The sequence below is a fragment of the Streptomyces sp. NPDC086835 genome (assembly GCF_044745705.1).
GTDB lineage: Bacteria > Actinomycetota > Actinomycetes > Streptomycetales > Streptomycetaceae > Streptomyces.
Genome location: NZ_JBIVAU010000011.1, coordinates 286,049 through 312,865, shown reverse-complemented (window position 1 = coordinate 312,865; position 26,817 = coordinate 286,049). Strand labels below are relative to the sequence as shown.

Genomic DNA, 26,817 nt, shown 5'->3' with positions numbered 1-26,817 from the left:
CCAGACGATACGGTTGACCGGGGTACGGACCTGAGAAGGATCCGTACCCCGGTTTTCCGTTGTGTGGGTGGAAGGACGCTTTCGATGGCCATCAAGGACACGCCCGAGCACTGGCAGGTCACCGCGACCACGACGCCGTTCCAGGGCAACAAGACCAGCGTCCGTACCGACCACGTCGTCATGCCCGACGGCACGGTCGTCAAGCGTGACTACCAGGTGCACCCGGGGTCGGTCGCCGTGCTCGCCCTCGACGGCGAGGGCCGGGTCATCGTGCTCCGCCAGTACCGGCACCCCGTGCGGCAGAAGCTGTGGGAGATCCCGGCCGGGCTGCTGGACGTGCCGGGGGAGAACCCGCTGCACGCGGCGCAGCGCGAGCTGTACGAGGAGGCGCACGTCAAGGCCGAGGACTGGCGGGTGCTCACCGACGTCTACACCACCCCCGGCGGCTGCGACGAGGCGGTACGGATCTTCCTCGCACGGGAGTTGTCCGAGGCCGAAGGCGCCCGTTTCGAGGTCTCCGAGGAGGAGGCCGACATGGAGCTGGCCCGGGTGCCGCTCGACGAACTGGTCCAGGGTGTGCTCGCCGGGGATCTCCACAACACGTGCCTGGTGGTCGGCGTGCTGTCCGCGGTGGCGGCCCGTGGGGGCGAGGGCTTCGACGCGCTGCGCCCCGCGGAGGCTCCGTGGCCGGCGCGGCCTTTCGAGGCGTGACCACCCCGTGTGGCCGTATTCGATGTGACGATCCGCTGATCCGATCGGGCGACGACTGCGCCGTGCTCCGCACGGATCGTCGCAGAGCGTGAACTACGCTCGAATCGCCCGCCGGAGCCCCGCCGGGCTCGGCTCGTGCACGGCGGACTGGAGCGTGGCCCGTGACGGATCAGGCGCTGGACTTGGACGGCCCCGACCGGTCGGTCCCTCCTGAGCCGGCCCATCGCCCCAAGGGGCCCGACGACCGCTCGGAGACCTCGGCGGGAGCAGGCCCCCGCGTCGTCTCCCTGACCCGCGCCCCAGCAGCTCCCGGCGTCGCGGATGCGGCGCCCGTCGCCGCGTCCGCGCCGGGAGAGGGGGAGCCCACCGCCGTTCCCGAGGCGGACGCTGCGCCCTTGGCGGACGAACCTGCGGAGCCCGGCCCGGAGGCGGTCGACGAGGCGACGGAGCACGGCCCGGAAGCCGGTGAGCTCCCGGAGCCCGGCCCGGCCGAGGCCGACGTATCCCCGGGGCCCGACGGGCCGAGCGGCATCGACGCCTCCACGCCGGCGGACGAGGCGGTCGGGCCCCGGGCGGGTGGTCCGGTCCGGGCCGGCCGGCGGACAGGCCCTGAGGCCCGGCCCGCCGGAGGGCCGCAGCAGCCCGGAACAGCCGGGCCGGACGGCACGCGCACCGGCGGGGTGTTCTTCGGCCGGCAGCGGGAGCTCAAGGCACTCGTCGCCGACATCGAGCGCGCCGGTCTCGACACGCTCGCCGGCCGCAAGGCGCCCCGCGCACGGGTGCTCCTGATCGCGGGGCGTCCCGGCTCCGGGCGCTCCGCGCTGGCGCAGCAGCTCGCCCTCAGGCTGGGCGACCGCTACCCCGACGGGATCCTCCAGGTCCGGCTCACCGAGCCGGCCGGCCGGCCGGTCCCCATGGAGCAGGCGGCACGCGGACTGCTCGACCGGCTCCGGATCGCCTCCCCGCCCGGCGCGGGCGACGACGAACTGACCGAGATGGTGCGCGAGGCCCTCGCCGTACGGAGGGTGCTGCTGCTCATCGACGACGCCACGGACGCCGAGCAGGTCGACCTGCTGCTGCCGCAGAACCCGGACTGCCTGGTGGTCGCCGTGTCCCAGGGCCCGCTCACCGGCATCCCGGACGTGAGGCCCTGCACGCTCGGCGGCATGGACGCCAAGTCCGCGATCGAGCTGCTCGCCACCTTCACCGGGTCCGTCCGGATCACGGTGGACCCGCAGGCGGCGGAGGCGATCGCCGAGGAGTGCGGCGGCCAGCCCGCCGCGCTGGTGCTGGTCGGCGGCTGGCTCGCCGCCCGCCCCAAGGCCTCCGTCGCCGACGCCGCCAAGCGGCTGCGCGCACTCCCCGACGACGCGGGCCGGCCGACCGGGGCCAGGCCCCTGACCAGGGCCTTCCGGCTGGTGTACGAATCACTGCCGCAGTCGGCCGCGCGGACGCTGCGGCTGCTGGCCCTCGCGCCCGCCGGCCGCGCGGACGCGCACACCGCCTCCGCACTGGCCGGATGCTCCGTCTCGGCCGCCCAGGAGACCCTCGACCTTTTCGCCGGGCTCGGGCTGCTGCGCCGCGCCGGGGCGTCGTTCGAAGTGCCGGGCGCGCTCGCGCCGCTGCTGCGCACGCTGATGGAGAGCACCGACCGGCCCGCCGAGGTGCAGCTGGCGCGGGCCAGGATGCTCGAGCGGACCGTACGGCGGCTCCAGGCCTGCCGGGCGATCACCGAGCCCGAAGGATCCCCGGCCCGCAAGAAGCTGGCCGCCCTGCCCCGCGCCCTGCGCTTCACCTCGGCGTGGGCCGCCGGCGAGTGGCTGCGCACCAGTCGGCCGGAGCTGCTGGCCGCGGCCCGGCTCGTGGTCGACGACGGCGAGCTCGACACCCTGGCACGCAGGTTCGTCGCCGCCCTGGTCAGGGCACTGGCGGCGCACTGGGGCACGGAGGCGGCCGCCCCCGAGCTGTACGGGCTGCACCAGCTGGTCCTCGACGTCGCCGAGCGGCGCGGGCTGCACCGGGAGCAGGCCGCCGCGCTGCTCAACCTCGCCGACCTGGACGCGCAGACCGGACGTACCGCCGACGCGCTGGCGCGCTACCGGGCCGCGCTCGACGCGGGCCGCGCCGCGAACGATCCGTACGCGACGGGCCGCGCGATGGAATCCGTAGGCGGCGCGTACCAGGAACTGGGCGACTGGCAGCGGGCGGCCGACTGGTACGGCCGCGCCCTCGCGCAGCGCCAGGCACGCGGTGAGCGCGCCGACGAGGCGCGGCTGTACGGACGGCTCGGCACCGCGCACACGTACGCGGGACGGTACGGGGAGGCGCTGCGCAGCTGGCGGGCGGCGGTCGCCGGCTATCGAAAGGTCGGTGATCTGCCGTCCCAGGCGCGGGCGTTGAGCGAGGCGGCCCGCGTCCAGGAGTACGCGGGGCGGCCGGAGGAATGCCTGCGCACCTGCCAGGACGCGGTGGACCTGGCCCGCCGGGCCGGGGACACACGGCTCCAGGCCGCGCTGCAGCTCAGGCTCGCCGACACCCTCGACCGGCTCGGCGACCCGGCGGCGGCGAGGCTGCACCGCACCGCCGCGGAAAGAATGCTTGGAACAGAGGATTCAACCTACGAAATCCGTGGCAGTTCGCTCGAAGATTAATGCTTTGCAAGGCTAGACAGCGGGAAATCCTTCATTAGACTGGCAACGCCACAGCTTCTCGTGGTGTGTCCCGGTATGCCTGCGTGCATCTGGGTACGCGCGTCATCGACCGATAAATCCCCTGAGCCAAGGACCGTGATCGACGTGAAGGTCGGCATCCCCCGCGAGGTCAAGAACAACGAGTTCCGGGTGGCCATCACCCCCGCCGGCGTGCACGAGCTCGTGCGCAACGGGCACCAGGTCTTCGTCGAGCAGAACGCCGGTGTCGGCTCCTCGATCACGGACGACGAGTACGTCGCGGCCGGAGCCCGGATCCTGCCCACCGCCGACGAGGTCTGGGCCACCGCCGACCTGCTGCTGAAGGTCAAGGAGCCCATCGCGGAGGAGTACCACCGTCTCCGCAAGGACCAGACCCTCTTCACCTACCTGCACCTCGCCGCCTCCCGCGAGTGCACCGACGCCCTGCTGGAGTCCGGCACCACGGCGATCGCCTACGAGACGGTCGAGGTGAACCGCGCCCTGCCGCTGCTCGCCCCGATGTCCGAGGTCGCGGGCCGTCTCGCCCCCCAGGTCGGCGCGTACCACCTGATGCGTTCGGCCGGCGGCCGTGGCGTGCTCCCCGGTGGCGTCCCCGGCACCCAGGCCGGCAGGGCCGTCGTCATCGGCGGCGGCGTCTCCGGCTGGAACGCCACGCAGATCGCGGTCGGCATGGGCTTCCACGTGACCCTGCTCGACCGGGACATCAACAAGCTGCGCGAGGCGGACAAGATCTTCGGCACCAAGGTGCAGACGATCGTCTCCAACGCCTTCGAGCTGGAGAAGGCGGTCGTCGAGGCCGACCTCGTCATCGGTGCCGTGCTGATCCCCGGAGCCAAGGCGCCGAAGCTGGTCACCAACGAGCTCGTCGCCAAGATGAAGCCCGGAAGTGTACTTGTCGACATTGCAATCGATCAGGGTGGATGCTTCGAGGACTCCCGTCCGACCACCCACGCCGAGCCGACGTTCAACGTCCACGACTCGGTCTTCTACTGCGTCGCCAACATGCCCGGCGCGGTGCCGAACACCTCCACCTACGCGCTGACCAACGCCACGCTGCCCTACATCGTGTCGCTGGCGAACAACGGCTGGGTCGAGGCTCTGCGCCGTGACCCGGCGCTCGCCAAGGGTCTCAACACCCATGACGGCAAGGTGGTTTACCGTGAGGTCGCCGAGGCGCACGGCCTCGAGAGCGTCGAGCTGGGCGCGCTGCTCGGCTGAGCGGTCAACCAGCGGCGTCAACCTCACGAGTCCGGCCGGACCTTGCTCAGCGAGGTCCGGCCGGACTCGTCTTCGCCCCTTTTGCGGTGCTCGCTCAACTCGCCTCGAACGTAACCCTTTAACCGTTTCGCGAACCCCCGAAACGTGTGGGCGGAGGCACGCGGAAGGGCCTGTGCGCCCTTGACAGGGGGGTGTTCGATTGCCGACACATCGGGCCGGGTCCGGCGGATTGTGTTGCTGCGGACCGGTGACACGCCATAGAGTCGCAAACCGTCGGCATGGTGCCACGCTGACCTATCGATAAGTTTCCTGGTCACGGTCCAAGGAGGTAAGACGACTTGTGAATGAGTCGACATTTACTCCCGGGGGTGGTCGGCCAGGAACGGTTCCGGCGGGCCAGGGCCCGTCGTCCGGTCCCGAGGATGTCGGCTCCGTCGCTGTCCGCACCTTCGCGACGCACCAGCACACGACGCACATGACGACAGCCCACACGATGAAGATGATGGACGGCCAACACGTGAACGCCATGGCCGGCAACGAGAGTGGCCGAGAGTCCACCCACTTCGCCGCCTACGAGGAAGTCCCAGAAGGGCACTTCTACGACCCCGATGCCGAGTACGAGCCCGATCCCGAGTACGCGGCCACCCTCGCGCCCGACGCTGCCCGTCAGCGCCGCGAGCGGATCGGCCCCACCGGACGTCCGCTGCCGTACTTCCCGATCCCGGGCCCGCTGACCGACCACGGCCCCGCCAAGATCATCGCGATGTGCAACCAGAAGGGCGGCGTCGGCAAGACGACGTCGACCATCAACCTAGGTGCCGCGCTCGCCGAATACGGACGGCGGGTGCTGCTCGTCGACTTCGACCCGCAGGGCGCGCTGTCGGTGGGTCTCGGCGTCAACCCGATGGAGCTCGACCTCACCGTCTACAACCTGCTCATGGAGCGGGGCATGTCGGCCGACGAGGTCCTCCTGAAGACCGCCGTGCCCAACATGGACCTGCTGCCGAGCAACATCGACCTCTCGGCCGCGGAAGTGCAGTTGGTGAGCGAGGTCGCGCGCGAGTCGACGCTCCAGCGCGCGCTGAAGCCGCTGATGTCCGACTACGACTACATCGTGATCGACTGTCAGCCGTCGCTCGGCCTGCTCACCGTCAACGCGCTGACCGCGGCGCACAAGGTGATAGTGCCGCTCGAGTGCGAGTTCTTCGCGCTGCGCGGTGTCGCGCTGCTGACCGAGACGATCGAGAAGGTCCAGGAGCGGCTCAACCCCGACCTCGAGCTCGACGGCATCCTCGCCACGATGTACGACTCGCGGACCGTGCACAGCCGCGAGGTGCTGGCGCGGGTCGTCGAGGCGTTCGACGACCACGTCTACCACACGGTCATCGGGCGGACCGTCCGCTTCCCGGAGACCACGGTCGCCGGTGAGCCGATCACGACCTACGCGTCGAACTCCGTCGGCGCCGCCGCATACCGCCAGCTCGCCAGGGAGGTGCTCGCCCGGTGTCACGCCGAGTGAGTCTGCCCGGGGCCGACGAGCTGTTCCGTACGACCGGGGGCATGGCGCTGCAGTCGTCGTCCCCGCGCAAGCAGGGGAACCCGAACACCCCGAACAACGCTCAGAACACGTCGAACGCCAACGGTGAACCGCGGGTGCCGGCGCAGGGCGAAGCGGAGGAGACGGGGGCCGAGTCGGTCTCCGCGTCCGCGTCCGCCTCGTCGTCAGAGGAGCACTCCGCGGCCGACGCGGAGCCCTCGGAGGAGGGCCGCAGCCGGGCCTCCGACGCCGCGGCCGCCGCCGGACGGGCGATGACGCCCAAGGCGCGCCGCCCCCAGGAGGGCGGGGACGCGGGCCCGGCCGCCGGCGCCGCGCCGCGCCGGCGGGGACGCGGCGCGAACCGCCGGCCCAGCGGGCGCGAACGCCACGACGAGAAGATCACGGTCTACGTCTCCGCCGAGGAACTCATGGACCTCGAGCACGCGCGGCTGGTGCTGCGCGGCGAGCACGGCCTGGCCGTCGACCGCGGTCGGATCGTTCGCGAGGCGGTGGCGGTGGTCCTCGCGGACCTCGAGCAGCGGGGCGACGCGAGCATCCTCGTGAGACGCCTGCGGGGTCGCTGAGCGGGTAGCCTGCGGGCGCGCCTGTTCCTCCCGCTCCCTGGACCGCCATGCCCCCGAACGACGACCCGCCCGGCCCGTCCCGCCGCCGTGCCTTGGGGCGGGGGCCGGGCGCGTCGCGTCAGGGAGCGGTTTCCCTCACCCCGCCCCTTCCCGAGACCGGGGCCGAGCCCCCGGACTCCGAACGCCGTGCGCTCGGCGACGGCGATGCGGCTGCGGAGCGGGTGGGTGACTTCCCGACCCCGCCCCTTCCCGAGACGGGGGCCGAGCCATCGGAGTCCGGGCGTCGTGTGCTGCGCGACGGCGAGGAGGCCGGCGACGGTCCGTCCGGCCGGGACGTTGGCGAGGAAGGTCCCGAGGGCACGGAGGCGCCTCGGGCGGCCTCGGTCGCGCCGTCCGACGTGGCCGATTCCCCGACCCCGCCCCTGTCCGAGACGGCCGAGTCCCCGGACCCTGAACGTCGTCCGCTCGGCGATGCGGCTGCGGAGCGGGTGGGGGACTTCCCGACCCCGCCCCTTCCCGAGACCGAGGCCGAGGGCCCGGACCCCGAACGTCGTGCGCTGCGCGACGGCGAGGAGGCCGGCAAGGGCCCGTTCGGCACGGACGGCAACGACGACGGCCCCGCGGGCCTGGAGCGGTCGGAGGCGGCCCCTGCCGTGCCGTCGGTCGCCCAGGGTGTGTCCAGGACCGGGCCTGGTTCCGAGGCGCAGCACGGGGCGAGCGACGCCGCCGGTGTTGGGGACGGGCGGTTCACCGTGCGGCTCGTCAACTTCGAGGGGCCGTTCGACCTGCTGCTGCAGCTCATCTCGAAGCACAAGCTCGACGTGACCGAGGTCGCGCTCTCCAAGGTCACCGACGAGTTCATGGCGTACATCCGGGCCATGGGGCCCGACTGGGACCTCGACCAGACCACCGAGTTCCTCGTCGTCGCGGCGACGCTGCTCGACCTCAAGGCCGCCCGGCTGCTGCCTGCGGCCGAGGTCGAGGACGAGGCGGACCTCGCACTGCTGGAGGCCCGTGACCTGCTCTTCGCTCGGCTGCTCCAGTACCGCGCGTACAAGCAGATCGCCGACATCTTCGACCGGCGCCTCGACGAGGAGGCGCGGCGGTACCCCCGCACCGTCGGGCTCGAGGCCCACCTCGCCGAGCTGCTGCCCGAGGTCGTCATCAGCGTCGGCGCCGAGGGCTTCGCCAAGCTCGCGGTGAAGGCCATGCAGCCGAAGGCGAAGCCGCAGGTCTACGTGGACCACATCCACGCGCCGCTGGTCAGCGTCAGGGAGCAGGCAGAGGTCGTGGTCGCGATGCTCAGGGAGCGGGGCAGGGCGTCGTTCCGTGAGCTCTCGCAGGACGCTCCGGACACCCTGACCGTCGTCGCCCGGTTCCTCGCCCTGCTGGAGCTCTACCGGGAGAAGGCGGTCGCCCTCGACCAGGAGGAGGCGCTGGGCGAGCTGACGGTGGTGTGGGCCGGGGGCGGTGCCGAAGCGGTGGCCGTCACGGACGAGTTCGATCAAGTCGTGGAGGAGAAGCAGTGAGCGAGCTCAAGCCCGCGCTCGAGGCCGTCCTCATGGTCGTCGACGAGCCGGCGACGGAGGAACACCTCGCCAAGGTGCTGGAGCAGCCCAGGAGGGCCGTCGCGGACGCGCTGCGGGAGCTCGCGGACGAGTACACGATCCAGGGCCGCGGCTTCGAGCTGCGGCTCGTCGCCGGCGGCTGGCGGTTCTACAGCCGCCCGGAGCACGCCGCGGCCGTCGAGCGTTTCGTGCTCGACGGCCAGCATGCCCGGCTGACCCAGGCCGCGCTGGAGACCCTCGCGGTCGTCGCGTACCGGCAGCCGGTGAGCCGTTCCAGGGTCTCCGCGGTGCGCGGAGTGAACTGCGACGGCGTCATGCGCACCCTCCTTCAGCGGGGTCTGGTCGAGGAGGCGGGCACGGAACCTGAAACAGGTGCGATCCTGTACAGGACGACGAACTACTTTCTGGAGCGGATGGGCCTGCGCGGCCTGGACGAGCTTCCGGAGCTCGCGCCCTTCCTACCGGAGGCGGACGCGATCGAGGCCGAGACGCAGGAAGGCGTTCCGTCGTTCGATCCGGATGCACCGGATCGTGAGGACGCAGACGACAAGACGGAAATTTGATGCGAAGCAGCAGCGGCAGGAACAGCAGCGGAAACAACGGCGGGAGCCGTGGTGGCAACAGCGGCGGCCGCGGCAGCAGCGGCGGCGGGCGCGGCAACTACCGCGGCGCCGGCAACGACCGCGACGACAAGCAGAAGCGCGCCGGGAAGCCCCGCCCCGAGGAGCGTCGCTACGACGTGGGCGGTACCCCCGAGGCGCCCAAGAAGGGGCGCGGCGGCGCGGCCCGCGGCGGCGCGAAGGGGGGCCCGAGGCAGTCGCCGCAGCGCGGTGGCGGCCGTACCGCACCCGCGCGTTCGCGTGAGTACGACGCCCGCTCCGAGGAGCGCAACCGCGAGCGTTACGCGAACAAGCCGGAGATCAAGACCCCCAAGACCTTCGGTGACCAGGAGGGGGAGCGTCTGCAGAAGGTGCTCGCCCGGGCCGGTATGGGCTCGCGCCGGGCGTGCGAGGAGCTGATCGACGCCGGCCGTGTCGAGGTCAACGGCAAGATCGTGATCGAGCAGGGTGTCCGCGTCGACCCGGAGCAGGACGAGATCAAGGTCGACGGTCTGACCGTCGCGACCCAGTCGCACCTCTTCTTCGCGCTGAACAAGCCCGCGGGTGTCGTGTCCACCATGGAGGACCCCGACGGGCGGCAGTGCCTCGGCGACTACGTCACCAACCGTGAGACCCGGCTGTTCCACGTCGGCCGGCTCGACACGGAGACCGAGGGCATCATCCTGCTCACCAACCACGGTGAGCTGGCCCACCGGCTGACCCACCCCAAGTACGGCGTGAAGAAGACCTACCTCGCCGCCATCCAGGGGCCGCTGCCGCGGGAGCTGGGCAAGCGCCTCAAGGAGGGCATCCAGCTCGAGGACGGCTACGCCCGCGCCGACCACTTCCGGGTCGTGGAGAACACCGGCAAGAACTACCTCGTCGAGGTCACCCTCCACGAGGGCCGCAAGCACATCGTGCGCCGCATGCTCTCCGAGGCGGGCTTCCCGGTCGACAAGCTCGTGCGGACCGCGTTCGGGCCGATCGCGCTGGGCGACCAGAAGTCCGGCTGGCTGCGCCGGCTGACCAACACCGAGGTCGGCATGCTGATGAAGGAAGTCGGTCTGTAACGGCACAAACGTACGAAAAAGGGCCCGCGACCTGCCAGGTCGCGGGCCCTCCGTCGTCGTAAAAGCCTTGTGGCGGTCGTCGCGGCTGCTTTATAGTCATGATGACTATTAAGGAGGTGGGCGTGAGTCTCGCAGATATCCTCGGGCCCCTGCAGCAGCCGCTGTTCACGGTGCTCGGGACCTCGGTCAGCTGGGTCGAGTTCCTGGGGTTCGGCAGCGGCGCCCTCTGCGTGTGGCTCGTCGCCCGCCAGCACATCGCGAACTGGCCGATCGGCATCGCCAACAACGTCTTCTTCATCCTTCTCTTCACCCAGGCGGGCCTGTACGCCGACGCCGGCCTGCAGGTCGTCTTCATCACCCTCGCCGCCTACGGCTGGTGGACCTGGGCCCACGGGGGTGGACCAGGCTCTTCCGTCCTCCCGGTGCGGCGCACCACCCGCACCGAGTGGACCTGGCTGCTCGCGGCGGGGGTGGTGGGGACACTCGCCCTCACCCTCCTCCTCGACCGCGCCACCGACTCCACCGTCCCCTTCTGGGACGCGCTGACGACGGCCCTGTCCCTGATGGCGACGTACGGACAGTGCCGGAAGCGTCTGGAGTCGTGGTGGCTGTGGATCGCCGCCGACGTGGTGTACGTGCCGCTGTACGCGTACAAGGAGCTCTATCTGACGTCCCTGCTCTACATCGGCTTCATGGCGCTGTGCGTCGCGGGGCTGCGGGGCTGGTCGCGCGACGTGTCCGTACGGCGTGAGGCGGTGGCCGTATGAAGCGCTACGGACACGGCCTGGTCCTCGGCAAGTTCTACCCGCCGCACGCCGGCCACCACCATCTCGTGCGTACGGCGGCCGACCGCTGCGAACGACTCACCGTCCTCGTGTGCGCGTCGTCCGTCGAGACGATCCCGCTGGCCGACCGCGTGGCGTGGATGCGCGAAGTGCACCCCGGCGTGCGGGTCGTGGGCACCATGGACGAGATCCCGGTGGACGTGCACGACCCTGATGTGTGGGACGCGCACATGGCCGTCTTCCGCGCCGCCGTCCCCGGCCGCGTGCACGCCGTCTTCACGTCGGAGGCGTACGGCGCGGAGCTCGGCCGCCGCTTCGGCGCCGACGCCGTCTGCGTCGACCCCGACCGGAGCGTCTTCCCGGTCTCCGGCACCGCCGTGCGCAAGGACCCCGTCGGCTGCTGGGACTTCCTCGAGCCGCCGGTGCGCGCCGCGCTCGCCCGCCGGGTCGTCGTCCTCGGCGCCGAGTCCACCGGCACCACCACGATGGCCCGGGCGCTCGCCGAGCACTACCGGCAACGCGGCGGAGTGTGGGCGCAGACCCGCTGTGTGGCCGAGTACGGACGGGAGTTCAGCGAGCACAAGCTGGCCGCCCTGCGGGCACGGCGGCCGGGCGCCGGCTGGGACGAGGTCACCTTCTCCTCCGACGAGTTCCCCCTGATCGCGCGGCGACAGGCGGTGCTCGAGGAGCACGCCGCGCGGGCCGGCTCGCCCGTCGTCTTCTGCGACACCGACGCCTTCGCCACGACGATCTGGCACGAGCGGTACATGGGCGGCCCCTACCCGGTGGCCCCCGAGCCGCGCCGCCAGCACCTGTGGCTGCTGACCGACCACACGGGCGTCGCCTTCGAGGACGACGGACTGCGGGACGGAGAGCACCTGCGGCCCTGGATGACCGGCCGCTTCCGCGAGGAGCTCGCCCGCACCGGCCGCCGCACCGTCGAGCTCACCGGACCGCACGAGCGGCGGCTCGCCACCGCGGTCGCCGCCGTGGACGCACTGATCGCCGAGGGCTGGGACCTCGCGGAGCCCCTCCCGGAGAAGCGATGAGCGACACCCGTCCGGCGGGCTACGACCCGTACGCCTTCGAACCGTTCGCCGTCACCGTCGACCTCGCCGTCTTCACCGTCAGGGAGAGCCGGCTGCACGTCCTCCTGGTCGAGCGCGGCCAGGAGCCCTACCGGGGCGCCTGGGCGCTGCCCGGCGGTTTCCTGCTCCCCAGGGAGTCCGCGGAGGCCGCCGCGCGCCGCGAACTGGCCGAGGAGACCGGCCTGACGGAGCAGACCGCCGCCGACCTCCACCTCGAGCAGCTGCGCACCTACAGCGACCCGGACCGCGACCCGAGGATGCGGGTGGTGTCCGTCGCCTACACCGCGCTCGTACCGGACCTGCCGGAGCCGCGCGGGGGCGGCGACGCGGCGCACGCCCGATGGACACCGCTCTCCTCGGCCGCGCCCCTCGCCTTCGACCACGACACGATCCTCGCCGACGCGCACAGCCGCATCGGCGCCAAGCTCGAGTACACCTGTCTCGCCACCGCCTTCTGCCCGCGCGAGTTCACCCTCGGCGAGCTCCAGCAGGTGTACGAGACCGTCTGGGGCGTCGAACTGGACCGCCCCAACTTCCGGCGCAAGGTGCTGGCGACCCCCGGCTTCGTCGAGGCCGTCGAGGGCGAACCGCGCCGCACCGGCGGCCGCGGAAAACCGGCCGCGCTCTACCGGGCGGGAGCCGCGTCCGCCCTGCACCCACCACTCCTGCGACCTGAGGGACGGCAGCAGACATGACCACGACGAGGAGCACCAGGACCATCACCAAGCAGGCCGCCACCGGGGCGCTGACCGGGCTCGCGCTCGGCGACGCCCTCGGCTTCCCGACCGAGTTCAACGACGTGCCCGCCATCCTCGCCAAGTGCGGGCCGTGGCGGCAGATGGAACTCCCCACGCCCGCGATCGTCACCGACGACACCCAGATGACCCTCGCCCTCGCGCGCGGCATCCGCACGGCCATGTCGCGCGGCCTGCTCGTGGCGTCCAGGCTCGTCAGGCCGGTGCGCGAGGAGTTCGTCGACTGGTACCACTCGCCGGAGAACAACCGGGCCCCCGGCCGCACCTGCCTGGTCGCCTGCCAGAAGCTGGACAGCGACCTGCCGTGGCAGGCGGCCAGCCAGATCGGCTCCAAGGGCTGCGGGGCGAACATGCGTGTCGCACCCGTCGGCCTCGTCCCGGGCCTGAGCGAGGAACAGCGCTCCGGCGCCGCGCAGTTGCAGGCCGCGCTCACCCACGGCCACCCGACCGCCCTCGCCGCGAGCGACCTCACGGCCCGCGCGGTGTTCCTGCTGGCGCAGGGGGCGGAGCCGACCGGCCTGGTGGGCCAGCTGCGTTCGTACGCGTACGAGAACCGCAGCCGGTACCTGCACCGCTGGCTCGGCGACCTCTGGACCTACTCGCACGACGCGACACCCGAGGCGTTCATCGCGCGCGGCTGGGACGAGTGCCTGCAGATCCTCGAACGCCTCGCCGCCGCCCTGCGCTCACCGGAACCGGAGCTCGACCCCTGCCTGGCCACCGGCGACGGCTGGATCGCGGAGGAGGCGCTCGCCACGGGCCTGCTGTGCTTCCTGATGTTCCCCGAGGAGCCGCTCACGGCCCTCCGCCGGGCCGCCTGCACCAAGGGCGACTCCGACTCGATCGCCTGCCTCGCGGGCGCGTTCGCGGGCGCCCACCTCGGCGCCGGCGCGTGGCCGCGCGAGTGGGCGGACCGGATCGAGTACCGGGGGGAGCTCGTGACGCTGGGAGCGCTCTGGGACGCCTGAGCCCTGTTCGGCCTCGGTCGTGCCCCGGGGCACGCGGCCGGTCACTTATCGGCCCGCCGACGCCCTCCTGGCCCGTACCAGGAAGTCCTCCACCCGGGCACGGTCCGGGGCGTGCGGGAGCGGGGAGGTGGTCGCGGCCGTGTCCGCCTCGGTGGCGAGGCGGGTCATCCAGGACTCGACCCGGTCCCACGGCACCTCGCCCCGTTTGACCTCGAGCAGCCGTTCGCGGTCCGCGCCCACGTCGATCACCAGCTCGCCCGTGCGCAGCAGATCGCGGCAACTGCCCAGCAGACGCAGCAGGTGCATGGCGTGCTTCCAGCGCGGTGCGCCGTGCTGCCGCACGTCCGCTTCGAGCTTCCTGCGCTGCCCCGTCGCGTAACGGACGAACGTCTCGTGGGCGCGGCGCGACAGGAACGCCCCACGCAGGGACAGCAGTTCGCGGCCGGTGTCGTCGACATGCTCGACGATGGGGGAGTGCAGGCACTCCAGCACGTTCGGGTTGGCGCGCAGCGCCAGCTCGAGGAAGCGTTCCAGCTCCCAGGAGAACTGTTCCTCCGCCGGCCCCTCGACATGCGTCGGTGGCTTCTCGAAGCCCCAGAACAGCGGGGTGGGAGCGAGGAACACCCCGCGCCGGTCGGTGTCGCTGTCATCGGTGGCCAGCCCGAAGGCGCGCGACCCCATGACACAGGAGTAGATCGTGTGGTCGCGGACAAGGGTCACCGGCGTCATGCCCGAGAGGCTACGTGAGGCGCTAGCCCCGCCGGATCGAGTCCCCCGAGACCGTGATCCGCTCCGCCGGCAGCGGCTTCGTGGCCGGCCCCGCCTCCACGGAGGCGTCCGCGAGGCCGAACTTGCTGCCGTGGCAGAGGCAGTTGATGGTCCCGTCGGAGACGTTCGCGACCGTGCAGCCCTGATGGGTGCAGACCGCGGAGAACGCCTTGAAGTCGCCGGACTCCGGCTGCGTCACCACGATCTTCTTGTCGGCGAAGACCTTGCCGCCGCCGACCGGGATGTCCGCCGTCTTCGCGAGCTCCTCGCCGCCAGGGGCGGGGGAGTCCTGCCCGGGCTCCGTGGGCGTGGCGTCCGGCGGCCGGGTGGCCGGCTCCTCCCCGCCGCCTCCGCCCCCGCATCCCGCGACCAGCGCGGCCGCGCCCGCCGCGCCGACCGCGAGGACCGTCCGTCGGCTCGTGTCCATGACGCTCTCCTCTGTTCGCCGCCCCGGCCACCCGGGGCACGAGCATCCTGGCCTCCGGACGGGCGGAGGAGAAGCAATCGGGCAGTCGTGTCCGCCCGTCCGCCCAGGCCCAGGCCCAGTGTGCGCCTCCACGGGCCGTCGGTCCCAGAGGGCAGCCGGACCGGACGGTCCGCGTCCCGCAGAGTCGACGTGTCTCGCGGAGCGGTCGCCGCCGCCGCCCCGCCGCGCGCTGACTACGCTGAAACGGAGCACCCGGTCGGCAAGACCGGCGGTTGAGAACGAAGGAGCACGACGTGGCGGTACGAGCGGTCCGCGGAGCCGTCCAGCTGGAACGGGACGACGCCGGACACATGGGCGAGCAGGTCGGCGAACTGCTCACCGCCATCCTGGAGCGCAACGGCCTGGCCGTCGACGATCTGATCAGCGTCTGGTTCACCGCCACCCCCGACCTGCACAGCGACTTCCCCGCGGCCGCGGCGCGCGGGCTCGGCATCGTCGACGTGCCGCTGATCTGCGCGCAGGAACTCGACATCGCCGGGGCCATGCCGCGCGTCGTCCGCATCCTCGCGCACGTCGAGTCCGACCTGCCCCGGTCGAAGATCGCCCATGTCTACCTCGGCGCAGCCGCCGCCCTCCGCAAGGACATCGCCCAGTGAGAACCGCGCTCGTCATCGGAACCGGACTGATCGGCACGTCCGCCGCGCTGGCCCTCGCGGGACGCGGGGTCACCGTGCACCTCGTCGACCATGACGCCGAGCGTGCCCGCACCGCCGCCGCGCTCGGAGCCGGCACGGACGAGCAGCCTGAGGGCCGCGTCGACCTCGCAGTCGTCGCCGTGCCGCCGGCGCATGTCGCCACCACGCTCGCCGAGGCCATGCGCGCCGGCGTCGCCCGCGGCTACCTCGACGTGGCCAGCGTCAAGGGAGGCCCCCGCCGGGAGCTCGAGGCGATGGGCGTCGAGCTGTCCGCCTACATCGGCACGCATCCGATGTCCGGCAAGGAACGCTCCGGCCCGCTGGCCGCCACCGCCGACCTCTTCGAGGGCCGCCCCTGGGTGCTGACCCCCACCCGGGAGACGGACACCGAGGTCCTCAACCTCGCCCTCGAACTGGTCGCCCTCTGCCGTGCCGTGCCCGTCGTGATGGACGCGGACGCCCACGACAGGGCGGTCGCCCTCGTCTCCCACACTCCCCAGCTGATCTCCTCCATGGTCGCGGCGCGCCTCGAGGACGCCGACGACACCGCCGTACGGCTGTGCGGGCAGGGCATCCGCGACGTGACCCGGATCGCGGCCTCCGACCCCCGGATGTGGGTGGAGATCCTCTCCGCGAACCCCGGGCCGGTGGCCGACGTGCTGGCCGGCGTCGCGGCCGACCTCGACGAGACGGTGCGCGCGCTGCGGTCCCTTCAGTCCTCCGACGAGTCCAAGCGCCAGGACGGCGCGGAAGGCATCGAGGACGTCCTGCGGCGCGGCAACGCCGGCCGGGTACGGGTCCCGGGCAAGCACGGCACGGCACCGACGGCCTACGAGGTCGTCGCCGTACTGATCAGCGACCAGCCTGGCGAGCTGGCCCGCATCTTCGCCGACACCGGCCGCGCCGGCGTGAACATCGAGGACGTCCGCATCGAGCACGCGACCGGGCAGCAGGCCGGTCTCGTCCAGCTGATGGTCGAGCCCACGGCGGCGCCGCTGCTCACCGCCGCGCTGCGGGAACGGGGCTGGTCGATCCGCCAGTAGACGGCCGGCGGCCGGACGGCTTCCCGGCCGGGAGGGGGACGGAGCCGTGGGCAGGACCCGGTCCGGTCGCGTCCGGGCGGCCGGCCCGGGGAAGCGTCCGGGGAAGCGTCCGGGGCTGTGTCAAGGGGCCGCTCCGGGGGCCCGGCGTACGGGTGCAGAAGTGGTCGTCCGCACTCGGTAACCTTGTGCTGGGCCCCTCGGCACTCCGGCCGTACCCACTCCCACGAACCAGGAAGGTGTCCGACACCGTGGAATCCGTGATCGTCGCCATCGATGGCCCCTCCGGCACGGGCAAGTCGAGCACCTCCAAGGCCGTCGCCTCCGCGCTGGGGCTGAGCTACCTCGACACCGGCGCGCAGTACCGCGCGATCACCTGGTGGATGATCAGCAACGGCATCGACGTGTCCGACCCCGCCGCGATCGCGACCGCCGCCGGGAAGCCCGTGATCGAGTCCGGTACCGACCCGTCGGCACCGACGATCACCGTCGACGGTCTCGACGCCTCCGGCCCGATCCGCGAGCAGGACGTCACCGCCAAGGTCAGCGCGGTCAGCGCGGTGCCAGAGGTGCGCGCCCGGATCACCGAACTGCAGCGTTCCATCGCGATCGCCGCCAAGGAAGGCATCGTCGTCGAGGGCCGTGACATCGGCACCACCGTCCTGCCCGACGCCGACCTGAAGATCTTCCTGACCGCGTCGCCGGAGGCCAGGGCGGCCCGCCGCAGCGGCGAGCTCAAGGGCGCCGACGTCGCGGCCACCCGTGAAGCCCTGATCAAGCGGGACGCGGCCGACTCCAGCCGTAAGACCTCGCCGCTCGCCAAGGCGGACGACGCGGTCGAGGTCGACACCACGGACCTCACGCTCCAGCAGGTCATCGAGTGCGTCGTCACCCTCATCGAGGAGAAGCGGGGCGCGGCCGACAGCACGCGGAAGCAGGCCGCCCGGTGACCGTACCCTCACAGAAGGGCGCGGCCGTCGGGCGGGGCATCGGCATCGGGCTGATGTACGGACTGTGGAAGCCGCGCGTCCTCGGCGCGTGGCGGGTCCCGGCAGCGGGGCCGGTAATCCTCGCGGTGAACCACGCGCACAACATCGACGGGCCGATGCTGATGGGCACCGCGCCCAGGCCTGTCCACTTCCTGATCAAGAAGGAGGCGTTCGTCGGCCCCCTGGACCCGTTCCTCATCGGGATCGGACAGGTCAAGGTGGACCGTACGACCGCCGACCGCACCGCCATCACGGCCGCGCTCGGCGTGCTGGACAACGGCGGCGTCCTCGGGATCTTCCCCGAGGGCACCCGGGGTGAGGGCGACTTCGCCTCACTGCGTGCCGGGCTGGCGTACTTCGCGGTGCGCAGCGGCGCCCCGATCGTCCCGGTCGCGGTGCTGGGAAGCACCGAGCGCCGCGGACGGTTGATAAAGGGGCTGCCTCCGCTGCGCAGCAAGGTGGACGTCGTCTTCGGCGACGCGTTCGAGGCCGGGGACGGCAGCGGACGCCGCACGCGCAAGGCGCTCGACGAGGCGACGGTGCGCATCCAGGAGCACCTGACCGCCCACCTGGCGGACGCGAAGCGCCTCACCGGGCGCTAGGACAGACTTGAGTAATGGACCGCGCAACTGACACGGTCCAGTGACGAACGAGGAACGGACTTCATGAACGACCAGCACGACCACGGAGCGCTCGGCGACGCCGAGTACGCGGAGTTCATGGAGCTCGCCGCGGAAGAGGGCTTCGACGTCGAGGACGTCGAGGGCGCGATCGAGGAGGCCGGGCACGGCCCGCTGCCCGTCCTCGCCGTCGTCGGCCGCCCGAATGTCGGCAAGTCGACCCTGGTGAACCGCATCATCGGCCGCCGCGAGGCGGTCGTCGAGGACAAGCCCGGCGTCACCCGCGACCGCGTCACCTACGAGGCCGAGTGGGCCGGCCGCCGCTTCAAGGTCGTCGACACCGGCGGCTGGGAGCAGGACGTCCTCGGCATCGACGCCTCCGTCGCCGCCCAGGCCGAGTACGCCATCGAGGCCGCCGACGCCGTCGTCTTCGTCGTCGACTCGACGGTCGGCGCGACCGACACCGACGAGGCGGTCGTCAAGCTGCTCCGCCGGGCCGGCAAGCCCGTCGTGCTCTGCGCCAACAAGGTCGACGGACCCAGCGGCGAGGCCGACGCGACGGCCCTGTGGTCGCTCGGCCTCGGCCAGCCGCACCCGGTCTCCTCACTGCACGGCCGCGGTACGGGCGACATGCTCGACGCCGTCCTCGAGGCCCTGCCGGAGGCGCCGGCCCAGACCTTCGGCACCGCCGTCGGCGGTCCCCGCCGGATCGCCCTGATCGGCCGTCCGAACGTCGGCAAGTCGTCGCTGCTCAACAAGGTCGCCCGCGAGGAGCGCGTCGTCGTCAACGAGCTCGCGGGCACCACCCGCGACCCGGTCGACGAGCTCATCGAACTCGGCGGCGTCACCTGGAAGTTCGTCGACACCGCCGGTATCCGCAAGCGCGTCCACCTCCAGCAGGGCGCCGACTACTACGCCTCGCTGCGCACGGCCGCCGCCGTCGAGAAGGCGGAGGTCGCGGTCATCCTGATCGACGCGACGGAGAACATCAGCGTCCAGGACCAGCGCATCATCACCATGGCCGTCGAGGCCGGCCGCGCGATCGTCGTCGCCTACAACAAGTGGGACGACCTCGACGAGGAGCGCCGCTACTACCTCGAGCGCGAGATCGAGACCGAGATGCAGCAGGTCGCCTGGGCGCCCCGGGTGAACGTCTCCGCGCTCACCGGCCGCCACATGGAGAAGCTGGTCCCGGCGATCGAGACGGCACTGGCGGGCTGGGAGACGCGTGTCCCGACCGGCCGGCTGAACGCGTTCCTCGGCGAGATCGTCGCCGCGCACCCGCACCCGATCCGGGGCGGCAAGCAGCCGCGCATCCTGTTCGGCACGCAGGCCGGCACCAAGCCGCCGCGGTTCGTGCTGTTCGCGTCCGGCTTCCTCGAGCACGGCTACCGCCGCTTCGTCGAGCGCCGGCTGCGTGAGGAGTTCGGCTTCGAGGGCACCCCGATCCACATCTCGGTGCGGGTGCGGGAGAAGCGCGGCCGCAAGAAGTAACCCACGAGGCATCGACACAGCTGCCCCCGGACCGTGTACGTGGTCCGGGGGCAGCGGCGTTCGCCGACGGTCGGTCAGGATCCCTTGCGGGGAGCCGGAGGCAGCGCCGCTGGCTGGTGGACAGCGTGCCGGCCCGTCTGGTGCGAGTGCCTGCCGCCCTGCTGACCGGTGGGGCTCACATGGCCGGTGGAGTAGCCGGAGTGGCCGCTCGTGTGCCCTGAGTGGCTCGTATGGCCCCCGTAGCCGAGGAAACCGCCGCGGACGCCGTGCAGCCCCGCCCCGAACCCCTTGAAGTCCAGATCCTCCTCCCCGCTGCGGTCACCCGGCAGCGTCTTGAACGCCCTGAGGTACTCGGAGTACAGCGCGTCGTAGATCGGCGTGGCCGAACGGCCCGGCGAACTGTCGCGCGCGGGGCGCATGGAAGGGATCTGGCTCTGAAAGGGCTGGGGGGAGGGGTCGTATGAGTGCACGTACCTGCAACGACGCCGCAGTCCCACGGATGCGGGCTGCGGCGAGCTGCATTCTTCCGGGGGACGGTACGCGCCTCCGGCGGCGCGCGCGGACGTACGCCGGGGCAGGAGAGCCGCCCCGGCGTACGTCTGTGCCCGCCGGGCCGGTCGGCCGGCACGGCTGTGGTCCCTGGCGCCGGCGGACCGGATCCGCGCGGCGTCCGGGCGGCTCAGGTGCCGGCGAGCGGCATCGCCGCGGCGACCAGACGGCCGTTCGCCGCCGCCTTCTCCAGCGCGTCCCGCAGCAGGTCCTCCCGGGGCTGCTGGCCGATCGATCCGACCGGGGCGGCGTAGACCAGGACCGTGTTCGTCTTGTGGGCGGCCGTCCGCCAGCCCTCGGTGACCTGGAGCGGCTGGTGCGCCTGCCACCAGGCGACCGGGCTGCCACCGCCCGTACCGGGCTGGAGCACGGCGTGCAGCTGCCCCATGGCGATCAGGACCGACCAGCCGGGCAGCTGGGACGGGCGCCGGTTCACGTCCCTGACGGGCAGGAAGCCCTGCTCGATCAGGAGCGGCAGGAAGTCGTCGCCGCCGTGGCCCGTCGTGCCCGGGCGGGCGATCGGCGCGGTCGGCTCCACGACGAGGGCGGGGTGCACGTCGCCGTCGAGGAGGATGAGGCCGCTGGTGACACCGAGCACCGCCTGCTGCGGAGCGGCGCCCGGGATGTTCGGCTCCTCGCCGGTGATGGAGCGGACGGCGCCCTGGAGCTGATCCTCCGCGACCTGCACCACCTGCGACGGGATGCAGGTGGCGTGGGCGAAGGCGAGCACGGCCGTCTCGTCGCCCACGAACAGCACGGTGCTGGTCCGCTCCTGGTCGGAATCGCCCGGAGTGCGGCAGGAGGTGCAGTCGTAGCTGCCCGGGGCGTTCAGGCCGGCGAGCAGCCGGTCGGCTTCTTCGTCGCCGATCTCGGCGCGTACGTCCTCGCTGACGTCGAGCATGCGCGGCACGGGTGGCTCCTCGGACTTGATCAGGTGTGCCGGGCGGGTCCCGGCACGAAGGTTCAACGTGCGATCAGTCGCGGGGGTCACGCGTGAAACGGCAACGAATCGAACCGCGCCGCGCCGCGTCGCCCCGTAGGTCTCCGCGGTCACGGCGGGCGGGGAGCGGCCGGCGGACCGGTCCCGGCCGGGGCGAGTTCGCCCGGCTCGCCGCTGAACACCACGGAGCCGCGGCGCAGTTCGTGCACGACCACCGGGGCTCCGGGCCCTTGCGTCAGGGCCTGCGGGAGCCGCTGCTCGGCGACGACGACCGCGGCGTCGAGGCCGCGCAGCAGCCGGTAGGTACGGGCGGCCACCGCGGGGGCCATGCCCTGCGCGGGCTCGTCGAGCAGGACGACACCGGCGGGCGTCACCAGGGCCCGGGAGACGGCGAGCATCCGCTGCTCACCGCCGGACAGGGTGCCCGCGGTGCGGCCGAGCAGCGGGCGGAGCGCCGGGAAGCCGTCCAGGGCGCGGCCGAAGTCACCTCCTGGGGAGGCGAGTTCGAGGTTCTCCCCGACGGTCAGGCTGCCGTGCACCGCGCCGACGTCCGGCACGAAGCACACCCCGAGGCGTGCCCTCTTCTGCGCGTGCAGCCGGCTCACGTCCCGCCCGTGCAGCAGCACGGACCCGGCCGCCGGGAGCACCGTGCCGGCGAGCGCGCGCAGCACGGTCGTACGGCCGGAGCCGTTACGGCCGAGGAGCACCGTCAGCGCCCCGGCCGGTACGGGGAGCCGTACGCCGTGCAGGGCCTCCAGCGGGCCGTACCGCACCCGCACGTCGCGCAACTCCATGGCGAGGGTCATCGCACGAGCCGCCCCGCTTCCATGACGTGCACGGTGCGGGCGAGGCCGGAGACGAAGCCGAGATCGTGTTCGACGACGAGAACGGCGGTCCCGTCCGCGGCCAAGGCCCGGAGGATACGGGCGAGCGCCTCCGTCTCCGCGGTGTCGAGGCCGGCGGTCGGCTCGTCCAGCAGCAGCGTGTGGGGCCGGGTGGCGAGCGCCCGCCCGAGCTCGGCCCTGCGCAGCACACCGGTGGGCAGACCGGCGGCCGGGTGCCGCCGTACGGGCCCGTCCAGACCGAGCAGCCGCAGTACGGGCTCGACGGCGGACGTGTCCCGGTGCCGGCCCTGTTCGGCCCCGACGCGCACGTTCTCCTCGACGGTCAGCGACGGGAAGACGGCGAGCTGCTGGAACGTCCTCGCGATCCCCAGCCGCGTCCGTGCGTGCGCGGACCGGCGGCTGATGTCGGCCCCACCGAGCCGCACCCGTCCGGCGTCCGGCCGGAGCGACCCGCACAGGCAGTGGAACAGGGTGCTCTTCCCGGCCCCGTTGCCCCCGACGAGCGCGGTGATCCGGCCTGGAGCCACGACGAGGTCCACCCCGTCGACGACACAGCGCCCCTGGTACGCGACCCGCAGCCCTTCCGCGCTGAGCCCTCCCGCGGCCGGCCGCGGTGCCCTGCGGGCGGGCGGCGCCGGGTTCCCGGCCCGGGGCAGGGCGGCGTCGGCCGACCCCCGCCCGCCCGGCCCTGCCCGCGCCGCGGCGCCCCCCGCACGGGGCCGATCAGCGGCCGGTCCCGCCGTCCACAGGCGGAGGCGGCCATGGCCCACGAGGACGGCCAGGAGACCGATCACCACGGCCGCGACCCCGCCCCGCGTCCCCGCGTCCAGCGCGACGAGCAGCGCCGCCGCCGGCAGCGGCGCGAGGAGGTTGTCGGCGCCCAGCACGAACAGCGCCGCGAACCAGAGCAGGCCGCGCACCGGATCGAACGCCGCCGGATCGAACGCCCGCACACCCATGGCCAGCAGTCCGCCGCCCAGTGCGGCCAGCGCCGCGCCGGACGAGAAGGCGAAGAGCTTCAGCGTCGGTACCGCGACGCCCGCCGCCTGCGCGCCCTCCTCGTGGTCGCGCAGCGCCGCGAGGGCCCGCCCCGTGCGGCCCCGGCGCAGCGCCGCGACCGCGAGCAGCGCAGAGGTCAGCACCGCGAGCTCCACCACGTAGTACGCCCGGTCGGAGCCCAGGGCCGGGGGCCGCGACACGGTGAGGCCCGCCGTCGCGTACGGCTGGGCGAAGACGAACCGGCTCACGGCCACTCCGACCGCCAGCGTGACCAGCGCCAGAGCGAGCCCGTGCCGGCGGATCGCCGGCCACCCGGTGAGCAGACCGAGCGGGGCGACCAGCACCACGGCGGCGGCGAGCGCCACGAGCTCGGGCAGCTCGGGGAAGCCGGGGAACCGCCCCGCCGCCAGGAGCGCGGTGAACAGTGCCCCGAGGCCCGCGTACGCGGCCTGCCCCAGCGAGATCTGCCCGCCGCGGCCGGTGACCACCACCAAGGACAGCAGCACCACCGCCAGGGCCGGTACCCGGACCGCTGTCTGCAGGTCCGTGCCGGCGAAACCGAGCGGCAGCAGCAGAAGGATCCCGGCGATCAGCCACACGGGCCGTGGGACCCGTACGGCGGCGGCCGCGGCCCACGTCGTCGCACCGCCGAACCCGGGCAGCACCAGGGCGGCGAGCAGCAGCGCCACCACGAACAGGTTCGCCTCCACGGCCTGGACCAGGGGCTCCGCCCAGCCGGACGGGTGCAGTCGCGCCATCTGCGCCTGGGCCACCCCGATCGCCAGCGCCGCACCGATCGCGACGGGCAGGCTCCGCATCCGTGCGACGACCGCGACCGCGATCACCTCGACGACCAGCAGCGGCATCCCGTACGGGTCGAGCCGTACGTACGGAGCGAGCAGCACGCCCGTCAGTCCCGCGGTGAACGACCCGAACGCCCACCCCGCCGCCGCCACCCGGTCCGCGTCGATGCCGCCGAGGGCCGCGAGCGTCCGGTCGTCGACGACGGCGCGCAACTCCCTGCCGAACCGGGTCCACCGGGTCACCGCCGTCACCAGCAGGGCCAGCAGGACGACAGCCGACAGTTGCACCCATGGGCTGTCCGGCAGCAGCACCGGGGCGTCGGCCCTCGCCCCCTCGCCCCACAGCAGCGCCGCCGCACCCACCAGCAGCACGAAGACGCCGATCGAGGCGACCAGCGTCCGGGCCGGGTCGGGCGAGGGCACCGACAGCGGCCGGAAGACGAGCCGTTCCAGCAGCAGACCGATCCCGGGGGCGACCACGAGCAGCGTCACCACGGCCGCGAGCGGCACCGGCCAGTCCCACTCCACGACGAACTGCCGCATCACGTAGGCGCACACCATCGCGATCGCGCCGTGCGCGAGATTGAGTACGCCGGTCGCCCGGTAGGTGACGACCAGTCCGATGCCGGTCAGTGCGGCAGCGCTGCCGACGGCCAGCCCCGCGAGGGTGAGGTCGTAGGTCAGGGACGCCACGGCTCGCACACCGGACAAGGTTCGAGTTCCGCGTCACCGGCCGGCAGGACCTCGGGTCTGCCCGCGACGAGGGGGCAGTCGGGCCGGTGCGCCAGCGTGCCTCCCGGCACCCGCAGCGGAGGTCCGTCCGACGAGGGCCCGTCCCCCGCGGGGCCCGGCGGCGGGGCCACATCGGCGCGGACGGTTCCTGAGCCGTCGTCGTCCGACGGGTCGTCACCCGGCCCTGCCGGGCCGCCTTCTGCCCGGACGCCCCCCGTCCGCACAGCTCCGGCCGCGATCAGGACCGCACCCACGACCAACAGCGCCGACCCCGGAACGGTGGCCGACGCGAGATAGGGCAGCTGCCGCTCGGTCACCCGCTCGCCGGAGACGCCGTACCAGCCGACGACGCACAGCACGGCACCGCAGGTGACAGCGGCGATCCCACCCCACCACAGCAGTCGGGACGTCGGCATCGAAACGCCTCCTTTCTTGCACTATGCCCCGAACCGTCGGACGCTGGAAACCGAGATACGGGTGGTGAGCGACATGTTCAGCACAAGGAACTCCCGACCCGCGGCCTGGGCCGCCGCAGCGGTTCTCGTCCTCGGACCCCTCGCCGCCGCATGCGGGGACGACGGCGGTTCCGAGCCGGCCACGTCGCCCCCGACGACCGCAGCCACTCCCGAGAGCCCTACGGAGGGTGCGGAACCCGCCGACCCGGCTGCGGCCGAGCAGCAGATCAAGAAGAACTGGACGGCCTTCTTCGACCCGTCCGTGCCGACGGACGAGAAGGTGAAGCTCCTCGAGAACGGCGAGGCGCTGCGCCCCGTCCTTACCGCCTTCGCCAATGACAAGAACGCCGCACGGGCATCCGCGGAGGTGACCGGCGTCCAGTTCACCTCGCCCACCCGGGCGACCGTGACCTACAACCTCATGGTCGACGGCAACACGGCCCTGCCGGACGCCAAGGGCACGGCCGTGCTCGAGGGCGACACCTGGAAGGTGTCCCAGAAGGCTCTGTGCGCCCTGGTGGAGCTCAGCCCGAATGCCCGCGCTCTTCCGGGCTGCTGAGGCGCTGCTCGTCGCGGCGCTCCTCACCGTGGCGACGGCGTGCGGCAGCCGACTGCCCGAGGGTGCCTTCGAAACGTCACGGGCGCCTGGCGAGGGCGCCCGTGAGCCCGTCCGCGTCGGGGTCATCACCAGCGCCACGAGCCCAGTGGGGGGCGCCGCCTTCGACGGGCCGGGACAGGGAGCCCGGGCCTATTTCGACGCGCTCAACGCACGCGGCGGCCTCGACGGCCGCCGCGTCGAGGTCATCACCTGCGACGACGGCGGCAGCGGCGCGGGCAACAACGAGTGCGTGCACCGCCTGGTCGAAGAGAAGAAGGTCTTCGCTCTCGTCGCCACCACCGTCCTCGACTACGCCGCCGCGTCGCGGGTGTCCCGCGCGGGAGTCCCCGACATCGGGGGCCAGCCGATCGGCCCGGCCTACGACACCTATCCGCACCTCTACGGCATCTACGGCAGCCAGGCGCCACGCACCGGCGGCGAACCGGGCTGGGACGGCGTCCTGTACGGCGGTACCGAGGTCTACCGCTGGTTCAAGCGTGCCGAAGGCGCCCGCACCGCCGCGGTCGTCTCCTACAACCAGGCGTCGTCCGCCGCCTACGCCCGGCTGATCACCCGGGGTCTGGAGGCGGAGGGCTACCGCGTGGTGTCCGAGCAGCTGGACTTCGCCCTGCCCAACTTCCGGGCGGTGGCCGCCGACATCGGGCGCAGCGGCGCGGACCTGGTGTTCGACGCCCTGGACGCGCACGGTAACGCGCAGCTGTGCGAAGCGATGGACGAGGTCGGCACCCGTGTGACCGCCAAGGTCACCAACGTGCAGAACTGGAACTCCGCCGTCCCCCGCGAGTACAAGGACGCCCCGGGCTGCCGCAACGCCCTGTGGGTGACCGGCTCGAGCCGCAACCACGAGGACACCGGCCACCCGGCCGTGCGTGAGTTCCGGCAGGCCGTGCGAGGAAAGGAGGTGTCCCAGTGGCAGCTCGAGGGCTGGGCGGCGGCGATGTGGTTCACCGACGCGGCGAAGTCGTGCGCCGGTAACCTCACCAGGGCCTGCGTCGAGCGCTATCTGAACCGCCCCGAGCCGTACACCGCGCGCGGACTGCTGCTACCCGTCTCGTACCGGGCCCTCGACGAGCCGCCCGCCTCGCGTCGGGCCTGCCTGTCCGTCGCGCGCTGGCAGGACGGCCGGGGCTGGGTCACCCAGGGTGGCGACATGAACCGGAACTGCTACGACGTACCGCAGATCCCGTACCGCCCCCAGTAGGCGGTTAGAGTTTCGGGTCAGACCTCCTGGCCAGGAGGGCCTTCGCGTGACCAGGGGGACGCGGGAGC

Annotated in this window: 26 protein-coding genes; 19 read left to right on the top strand and 7 right to left on the bottom strand. The window is 72.7% G+C overall.

Annotation, left to right across the window (positions count from 1 at the left end; genetic code table 11):
• Window positions 1-84 precede the first annotated feature (84 nt).
• The 12 genes from ACIPJI_RS30995 to ACIPJI_RS30940 all read left to right on the top strand — a co-directional run bounded on the left by ACIPJI_RS30995 (window position 85) and on the right by ACIPJI_RS30940 (window position 13,573).
• Entirely contained in the window at window positions 85-711 is a 627-nt protein-coding gene (locus ACIPJI_RS30995) for an NUDIX hydrolase (RefSeq protein WP_356625052.1), read from the top strand.
• 680 nt (window positions 712-1,391) lie between these two features.
• Complete coding sequence (locus ACIPJI_RS30990) at window positions 1,392-3,362, top strand: tetratricopeptide repeat protein (RefSeq protein ID WP_402250121.1); 1,971 nt, start codon at window positions 1,392-1,394, stop codon at window positions 3,360-3,362.
• Between the two features lie 144 nt (window positions 3,363-3,506).
• Window positions 3,507-4,619 carry an alanine dehydrogenase gene (gene ald, locus ACIPJI_RS30985; protein WP_356625073.1) on the top strand — a complete coding sequence of 371 codons (1,113 nt, stop codon included), beginning with the start codon at window positions 3,507-3,509 and terminating at the stop codon, window positions 4,617-4,619.
• Between the two features lie 340 nt (window positions 4,620-4,959).
• Window positions 4,960-6,138 carry a ParA family protein gene (locus ACIPJI_RS30980; protein ID WP_078535389.1) on the top strand — a complete coding sequence of 393 codons (1,179 nt, stop codon included), beginning with the start codon at window positions 4,960-4,962 and terminating at the stop codon, window positions 6,136-6,138.
• The gene (locus ACIPJI_RS30975) at window positions 6,123-6,740 is read left to right on the top strand and encodes a hypothetical protein (RefSeq protein ID WP_402250088.1); all 618 of its coding nucleotides are present in this window, start codon (window positions 6,123-6,125) and stop codon (window positions 6,738-6,740) included. Before ACIPJI_RS30980 ends, ACIPJI_RS30975 begins: the two co-directional genes overlap by 16 nt.
• Window positions 6,741-7,138: 398 nt before the next feature.
• Window positions 7,139-8,269, top strand: coding sequence for a segregation/condensation protein A (locus ACIPJI_RS30970; protein WP_402250086.1), 1,131 nt, complete (start codon window positions 7,139-7,141; stop codon window positions 8,267-8,269).
• Window positions 8,266-8,871 (top strand): SMC-Scp complex subunit ScpB, encoded by a 606-nt coding sequence (gene scpB, locus ACIPJI_RS30965; RefSeq protein ID WP_037775071.1) that lies wholly within the window; start codon window positions 8,266-8,268, stop codon window positions 8,869-8,871. Before ACIPJI_RS30970 ends, scpB begins: the two co-directional genes overlap by 4 nt.
• A complete protein-coding gene (locus ACIPJI_RS30960; RefSeq protein ID WP_307705658.1) occupies window positions 8,871-9,977 on the top strand; it encodes a pseudouridine synthase in 1,107 nt (368 codons plus the stop codon). Before scpB ends, ACIPJI_RS30960 begins: the two co-directional genes overlap by 1 nt.
• Before the next feature lie 122 nt (window positions 9,978-10,099).
• On the top strand, window positions 10,100-10,744 hold the full coding sequence (gene pnuC / locus ACIPJI_RS30955) for a nicotinamide riboside transporter PnuC (RefSeq protein ID WP_402250083.1): 645 nt from the start codon (window positions 10,100-10,102) through the stop codon (window positions 10,742-10,744).
• A complete protein-coding gene (locus ACIPJI_RS30950; protein WP_402250081.1) occupies window positions 10,741-11,811 on the top strand; it encodes an AAA family ATPase in 1,071 nt (356 codons plus the stop codon). Before pnuC ends, ACIPJI_RS30950 begins: the two co-directional genes overlap by 4 nt.
• Complete coding sequence (locus ACIPJI_RS30945) at window positions 11,808-12,545, top strand: NUDIX domain-containing protein (protein ID WP_307705655.1); 738 nt, start codon at window positions 11,808-11,810, stop codon at window positions 12,543-12,545. The genes ACIPJI_RS30950 and ACIPJI_RS30945 overlap by 4 nt, the downstream gene beginning before the upstream one ends.
• Window positions 12,542-13,573, top strand: coding sequence for an ADP-ribosylglycohydrolase family protein (locus ACIPJI_RS30940; protein WP_402250079.1), 1,032 nt, complete (start codon window positions 12,542-12,544; stop codon window positions 13,571-13,573). Before ACIPJI_RS30945 ends, ACIPJI_RS30940 begins: the two co-directional genes overlap by 4 nt.
• 45 nt (window positions 13,574-13,618) lie before the next feature.
• On the opposite strand, the gene ACIPJI_RS30935 is transcribed toward ACIPJI_RS30940, so the two are convergent.
• Window positions 13,619-14,302 carry a DNA polymerase beta superfamily protein gene (locus tag ACIPJI_RS30935; RefSeq protein ID WP_402250077.1) on the bottom strand — a complete coding sequence of 228 codons (684 nt, stop codon included), beginning with the start codon at window positions 14,300-14,302 and terminating at the stop codon, window positions 13,619-13,621.
• A gap of 22 nt (window positions 14,303-14,324) precedes the next feature.
• Window positions 14,325-14,768 (bottom strand): Rieske (2Fe-2S) protein, encoded by a 444-nt coding sequence (locus ACIPJI_RS30930; protein ID WP_356625061.1) that lies wholly within the window; start codon window positions 14,766-14,768, stop codon window positions 14,325-14,327.
• A gap of 293 nt (window positions 14,769-15,061) precedes the next feature.
• Here ACIPJI_RS30930 and aroH point away from each other — a divergent pair, with 293 nt between their 5' ends.
• The 5 genes from aroH (at window position 15,062) to der (ending at window position 19,606) form a co-directional block, all read left to right on the top strand.
• A complete protein-coding gene (aroH, locus tag ACIPJI_RS30925; RefSeq protein ID WP_005319263.1) occupies window positions 15,062-15,424 on the top strand; it encodes a chorismate mutase in 363 nt (120 codons plus the stop codon).
• Window positions 15,421-16,506, top strand: a complete 1,086-nt coding sequence (locus ACIPJI_RS30920; RefSeq protein WP_402250075.1) for a prephenate dehydrogenase — start codon at window positions 15,421-15,423, stop codon at window positions 16,504-16,506. The genes aroH and ACIPJI_RS30920 overlap by 4 nt, the downstream gene beginning before the upstream one ends.
• A gap of 236 nt (window positions 16,507-16,742) precedes the next feature.
• Complete coding sequence (gene cmk, locus ACIPJI_RS30915) at window positions 16,743-17,453, top strand: (d)CMP kinase (RefSeq protein ID WP_402250073.1); 711 nt, start codon at window positions 16,743-16,745, stop codon at window positions 17,451-17,453.
• The gene (locus tag ACIPJI_RS30910; protein ID WP_402250072.1) at window positions 17,384-18,094 is read left to right on the top strand and encodes a lysophospholipid acyltransferase family protein; all 711 of its coding nucleotides are present in this window, start codon (window positions 17,384-17,386) and stop codon (window positions 18,092-18,094) included. The genes cmk and ACIPJI_RS30910 overlap by 70 nt, the downstream gene beginning before the upstream one ends.
• Window positions 18,095-18,157: 63 nt before the next feature.
• Window positions 18,158-19,606 (top strand): ribosome biogenesis GTPase Der, encoded by a 1,449-nt coding sequence (der, locus tag ACIPJI_RS30905; RefSeq protein WP_037775082.1) that lies wholly within the window; start codon window positions 18,158-18,160, stop codon window positions 19,604-19,606.
• A gap of 74 nt (window positions 19,607-19,680) precedes the next feature.
• Here der and ACIPJI_RS30900 read toward each other — a convergent pair whose 3' ends face one another.
• From ACIPJI_RS30900 to ACIPJI_RS30880, 5 genes are all read right to left on the bottom strand, one after another.
• A complete protein-coding gene (locus tag ACIPJI_RS30900; RefSeq protein WP_402250070.1) occupies window positions 19,681-20,025 on the bottom strand; it encodes a hypothetical protein in 345 nt (114 codons plus the stop codon).
• 260 nt (window positions 20,026-20,285) lie between these two features.
• Window positions 20,286-21,065 (bottom strand): hypothetical protein, encoded by a 780-nt coding sequence (locus ACIPJI_RS30895; RefSeq protein WP_307705648.1) that lies wholly within the window; start codon window positions 21,063-21,065, stop codon window positions 20,286-20,288.
• Window positions 21,066-21,205: 140 nt separating this feature from the next.
• Complete coding sequence (locus tag ACIPJI_RS30890) at window positions 21,206-21,901, bottom strand: ATP-binding cassette domain-containing protein (RefSeq protein ID WP_356625066.1); 696 nt, start codon at window positions 21,899-21,901, stop codon at window positions 21,206-21,208.
• Window positions 21,898-24,435 (bottom strand): ATP-binding cassette domain-containing protein, encoded by a 2,538-nt coding sequence (locus tag ACIPJI_RS30885; RefSeq protein ID WP_402250068.1) that lies wholly within the window; start codon window positions 24,433-24,435, stop codon window positions 21,898-21,900. Before ACIPJI_RS30885 ends, ACIPJI_RS30890 begins: the two co-directional genes overlap by 4 nt.
• Entirely contained in the window at window positions 24,423-24,890 is a 468-nt protein-coding gene (locus ACIPJI_RS30880; RefSeq protein WP_402250066.1) for a hypothetical protein, read from the bottom strand. Before ACIPJI_RS30880 ends, ACIPJI_RS30885 begins: the two co-directional genes overlap by 13 nt.
• Window positions 24,891-24,963: 73 nt before the next feature.
• Between ACIPJI_RS30880 and ACIPJI_RS30875 the strand changes: the two genes are divergently transcribed.
• Both ACIPJI_RS30875 and ACIPJI_RS30870 read left to right on the top strand, forming a co-directional pair.
• Complete coding sequence (locus tag ACIPJI_RS30875) at window positions 24,964-25,488, top strand: hypothetical protein (protein WP_402250064.1); 525 nt, start codon at window positions 24,964-24,966, stop codon at window positions 25,486-25,488.
• On the top strand, window positions 25,463-26,749 hold the full coding sequence (locus tag ACIPJI_RS30870; protein WP_402250063.1) for an ABC transporter substrate-binding protein: 1,287 nt from the start codon (window positions 25,463-25,465) through the stop codon (window positions 26,747-26,749). Before ACIPJI_RS30875 ends, ACIPJI_RS30870 begins: the two co-directional genes overlap by 26 nt.
• Window positions 26,750-26,817: the final 68 nt, after the last annotated feature.